Here is a 4,361-nt window from a genome sequence, read left to right on the forward strand (position 1 = left end):
GTCAGCGGGCCTTCCTCGACCTTGATGCTCAGGAACTCCAGGTGTTCCTCGTAGTTCGGGCTCACGATGCTGTAGGCCCGCAGCAGGGGCTTGTTGTTGACCTTCAGGCCGATCATCGTGAAGTGGCCGTTCGAGAAACGCAGGGCCGGATCGCGGGTGGTCGTGAAGGTAAACAGGCGGTCGGTCCAGTGGTGGACGCTCAGCACACGTTCTTCGCTGAATGCACTCATAGGGGGCAGGAATGGTTATGAACGAAAAAGGGATGCACCAATTGTCGGCGATGCCAGCGAAAACACCATTGCCAGTATCGAGTCCGTTTGCTACATTGATCTCAAATGTAGTGTTCACCACATGAAGGTGTAGGGAATGCTACACAAACGTCAGTTCCAGCACAAGTGCAGTTGCAAGCGGGCCGCCGGCACAGATGTTGCACTCCCGCCGGCCTGAACCCACGAGATATCCGCGATGACCGAACACACCAAGACAGACGGACTGCCCGGCATGGACATGCCGGTAATGCCAGAGGCCACGGGCCGGGCGCCCCTGCGCAACGAGCGCATGAATGCGGCCAAGGTCGAGTGCAATGCCTGCCCGGTGCTGTGCCAGATTTCAGAGGGGCGCACCGGTGCCTGCGACCGCTATGCCAACCGCGACGGCGTGCTGGTGCGGGTCGATCCGGTGCTGCTGCTGCGGCGCGAGCTCACGAGCGAGACTCCGGCGCTGGTGCCCTTCGCCCGCGCGGGCGGCGAGACCGGCGAGGCCGAGCGCATCGAGGCGCCGGTGGCGGACGCCGACTGGAACGGCGATCTCCTTCATGCTGACGAGGTCTTCGTGACCGGCGTGGGTTCTTCCACCACCTACCCGGACTACAAGCCCGCGCCCTTCATCGTCGCCTCCAAGGCGCAGGGCGTGGACATGGTGACCGTGGTGACCGAAGGCATCTTCAGCTACTGCAGCTTCAAGGTGAAGATCGACACCGACCGCTTCCTGGGCGCCGAGCAGGCCAACGTGCGCTATCGCGGCGAGGTGGTCGGCCACGTCACCACCGCCGAGTACGGCTCGCAGATGCTGTCGCTGGGCGGCGTGCACCACCTCACGGGCGGCAGCAAGAAGGAAGGCCGCATGACCTGCGAGCTGATGCAGCTGCTGGGCAACAAGAAGGCGGTCGAGTGCGTGATCGACGGCGGCGCCAGCATGGTGATCCAGGCCGGCCGCGCACCGATCGTCAACGGCGTCGAAGAAAAACGCATGCGCGTGGGCTGCGGCTCGGCGGCGGTCGGCATCTTCGCGCGGCAGCTGTTCGGCCATGCCGACGAAGTGGTGGTGGTCGACGACCACATCACCGGCGTCCTGACCGAGCACCAGGCCGGGCGCTGCCTGGACATGGCGCCTTCGGGCATCCAGATGCGCGGGCGCAAGTCGACGCCGGGGCGCTATTTCCAGGTCGCGAACCCGGGCAACGGCTGGGGCGGCACCGACATCGACGACCCGCTGTCGATCATCGAGGGCTGGGAAGAGGGCGTGGCGCGGCCGGGCCTGCGCCTGCTCATGACCTCGACCACCGGCGAGCATGCGCAGTGGTACGTGCTCGACGCGCAGCTGCAGCCGGTCGAGGCGCCGATGCCGGCGGAGGTTCGCCGCATCGTCGATCGCATCGGCGAGAACTGCGAGCCGTCGCTGTGCACCGTGCTGTTCCTCGGCGGCGCCGGCGGCAGCCTGCGCGCAGGTGTCACCGAAAACCCGGTGCTGCTCACGCGCGCCATCAAGCGCGCGCTGGTCAACGTGACCTGCGGCGGCGCACCGGCCTATGTGTGGCCCGGCGGCGGCATCACCGTGATGGCCGACGTGCTGCGCATGCCCGACAACAGCTTCGGCACGGTGCCGACACCGGCCATCGTGGCGCCGATCGAGTTCAGCATGCGGCGCGACGACTACGCGGCGCTGGGCGGCCACATGGAGCATGTGTTCTCGCTCGAGCAGGCGCTGGCGCGCGGCGCCTGGCAGGACGACGGAGCGCCGCTGGCGCGCCAGTGGCTGCGCATGGACCCGGCCAACCCGTGGCCGCTCGGCCAGCCTCCCATGCTGGGCTGATCATGAGCGCCCAACGCAGCGCACTCGACGGTGCGCGCTGGCACTTCAACCACGGCCCGATCGACATCGTCGCCGAGGCCCATGGCGACGCCGTCGAGGTCGCGGTGGCGCATGAGCTCGCCTGGCGGCGCTTCGCCCAGGTGCTGGACGAACTGGTCGCCGAACTGCCATTGCTGCGCCAGCCGGTCGGTGCGGCGTGCGCGCTGCAGGGCCCCATTGCGCGGCGCATGTGGAATGCCTGCGCGCCGTTCAGCGCCGGCTTCATCACGCCGATGGCCGCGGTCGCCGGTGCGGTCGCGCAGGAGCTCATCGCCTGCTACCAGCGCTGCGGCATCGAACGCGCCTGGATCAACAACGGCGGCGACATCGCCTTGCATCTCGCGCCGGGGCATTCCGCGCGCATCGGGCTCTTCGCCGACCTCGCGCGCTTCGACCTGCGGGACGCCGGGCCGATCACCACCGATGGCCAGTTCGAGCTTCGCGCCGAGCAGCCGGTGCGCGGCGTCGCCACCAGCGGCTGGCGCGGGCGCAGCTTCTCGCTCGGCATCGCCGACAGCGTGACCGTGCTCGCGGCCACCGCGGCCGAGGCCGATGCCGCGGCCACGGTGATCGCCAACGCGGTGAATGTCGACGATCCCGGCATCCGCCGCCTGCCCGCCAATGCCTGCAAGGACGACAGCGACCTCGGTGACATCCCCGTGACGACCCACGTCGCGGTGCTGGCGCCGGCGCAGGTGCAGCGTGCACTGGATGCGGGTGCCGACCGTGCGGCGGCGCTGCAGCGCGCCGGGCTGGTGTGGTCGGTGGTGCTGGTTTGCCAGGGGCAATGGCGAGTGCTTCAACCCTTAAGCTCGACGGCTTCGCCCGGGTTGCCGCGGACGGGCCGCGAACCGATGGCCGATGCAGTTGGTTCAGTATTTGCTTAACGAAAAGCAGGACTCTTTTTCATGATCGATATACGTCGCGTCTTCACCCATGTGGAGCACATCCACCACGAGTTCGGACCGCGCGCTGCAACGCCGCTGGTGCGTGGCGCCATCGGCGCGGTGCTGACCAATCCCTTCGCGGGCCGCTACGAGCCCGACATCCTGCCGATGATGGCCTTGCTCGATCCGGTCGGCGTCGACATGGCGCACCGCTTGCGCGCCGCGATGGACGTGCCGGTCGAGCAGATCGCCACCTACGGCAAGGGCGCCATCGTCGGTGCCGCCGGCGAGCTCGAGCACGGTGCGCTGTGGCATGTGCCCGGCGGCTACGCGATGCGCGAACTGCTCGGCTGGAAGGGCGACCGCGACGCCTATCGGCAAGGCAAGGCCGAAGAGAAGACCGGCCAGCCCGGCAACGCGCTGTCGATCGTGCCCTCGACCAAGAAGGTCGGCCCGCCGGGCGCTGCGCTCGACGTGCCGCTGACCAACATCAATGCCAGCTATGTGCGCGGCCAGTTCGACGCCATCGAAGTCCGCGTGCCCGGTGCGCCGGCGGCTGACGAGATCGTCTTCATCCTCGCGATGAGCACCGGCTACCGCGTGCACGATCGCGTCGGCGGCCTGCGTGCCGAAAACATTTCTAAGTGGGACGGACTCCGATGAAAACCAGCATCCATCAACCAAGTCGCAACGGATTTATGCCAGGAACACCGCGGAACAGGCTTTGCCTGGCCGCTGGTGTTGCCCCCGGAAGGGGGTGGGCGACCGGACACGCAGTGCCGGGCAACCTGGGGGTGAGCCAATGACCGCCAACATTCGCAAGCTCGTCGTCCAGGTCGACGAAACCCGCAAGGAAATGGGCCAGGCCATCGAGCCGCCCACGCGCCGCGCGGTCGCCATCGCCGTGATCGAGAACCCCTACGCCGGCCGCTACAGCGAATCGCTCGACGAGCTGATCGCGATCGGCGAAGAACTCGGCGCGTTGCTGGGCCAGAAGGCCGTGGCGGCCCTGGGCATCCAGCCCGGCGAGGCGCAGAGCTACGGCAAGGCGGCCATCGTCGGCGAGGCCGGCGAGCTCGAGCATGCAGCGGCCATCCTGCATCCCAAGCTCGGCGCGCCGCTGCGCATGGCGGTCGAGAAGGGCGCCGCGCTGGTGCCGTCGAGCAAGAAGCGCGGCACGCTGGGCACCGCCATCGACGTGCCGCTGGGCCACAAGGACGCGGCCTTCGTGCGCAGCCACTTCGACGCCATCGAGGCCCGCGTGTCCGATGCGCCGCGCGCCAACGAGATCGTGGTCGCGGTCGCGGTCACCGACAGCGGCCGCCCGCTGGCGCGCATCGGCGG

Annotated in this window: 5 protein-coding genes; 4 read left to right on the top strand and 1 reads right to left on the bottom strand. The window is 68.4% G+C overall.

Annotation, left to right across the window (positions count from 1 at the left end; translation table 11 throughout):
* Window positions 1–230, bottom strand: a 230-nt coding sequence (locus AC1D2K_RS30755; RefSeq protein ID WP_478093729.1) for an FAD-binding oxidoreductase, incomplete at its 3' end; no start/stop codon positions are given.
* 235 nt (window positions 231–465) lie between these two features.
* On the opposite strand from AC1D2K_RS30755, the gene AC1D2K_RS30760 reads away from it, so the two are divergent.
* From AC1D2K_RS30760 to AC1D2K_RS30775, 4 genes are all read left to right on the top strand, one after another.
* The gene (locus AC1D2K_RS30760) at window positions 466–2,091 is read left to right on the top strand and encodes a 6-hydroxynicotinate reductase (protein WP_478093731.1); all 1,626 of its coding nucleotides are present in this window, start codon (window positions 466–468) and stop codon (window positions 2,089–2,091) included.
* Window positions 2,092–2,093: 2 nt separating this feature from the next.
* Window positions 2,094–3,017, top strand: coding sequence for a UPF0280 family protein (locus tag AC1D2K_RS30765; RefSeq protein ID WP_478093733.1), 924 nt, complete (start codon window positions 2,094–2,096; stop codon window positions 3,015–3,017).
* Between the two features lie 21 nt (window positions 3,018–3,038).
* Window positions 3,039–3,680: an amino acid synthesis family protein gene (locus tag AC1D2K_RS30770; RefSeq protein WP_286508576.1), complete on the top strand. Its 642-nt coding sequence runs from the start codon at window positions 3,039–3,041 to the stop codon at window positions 3,678–3,680.
* Window positions 3,681–3,819: 139 nt separating this feature from the next.
* Window positions 3,820–4,361 (top strand): amino acid synthesis family protein (locus tag AC1D2K_RS30775; RefSeq protein ID WP_478093734.1); only part of this gene is annotated, 542 nt, incomplete at its 3' end.

The sequence above is a fragment of the Variovorax sp. P1_H12_2 genome, from assembly GCF_056405335.1.

What these genes read in the sequence shown, in the direction of transcription:
- AC1D2K_RS30760 (WP_478093731.1), top strand. Translation starts at nt 466, where the DNA reads ATGACCGAACACACCAAGACAGACGGACTGCCCGGCATGGACATGCCG.
- AC1D2K_RS30765 (WP_478093733.1), top strand. Translation starts at nt 2,094, where the DNA reads ATGAGCGCCCAACGCAGCGCACTCGACGGTGCGCGCTGGCACTTCAAC.
- AC1D2K_RS30770 (WP_286508576.1), top strand. Translation starts at nt 3,039, where the DNA reads ATGATCGATATACGTCGCGTCTTCACCCATGTGGAGCACATCCACCAC.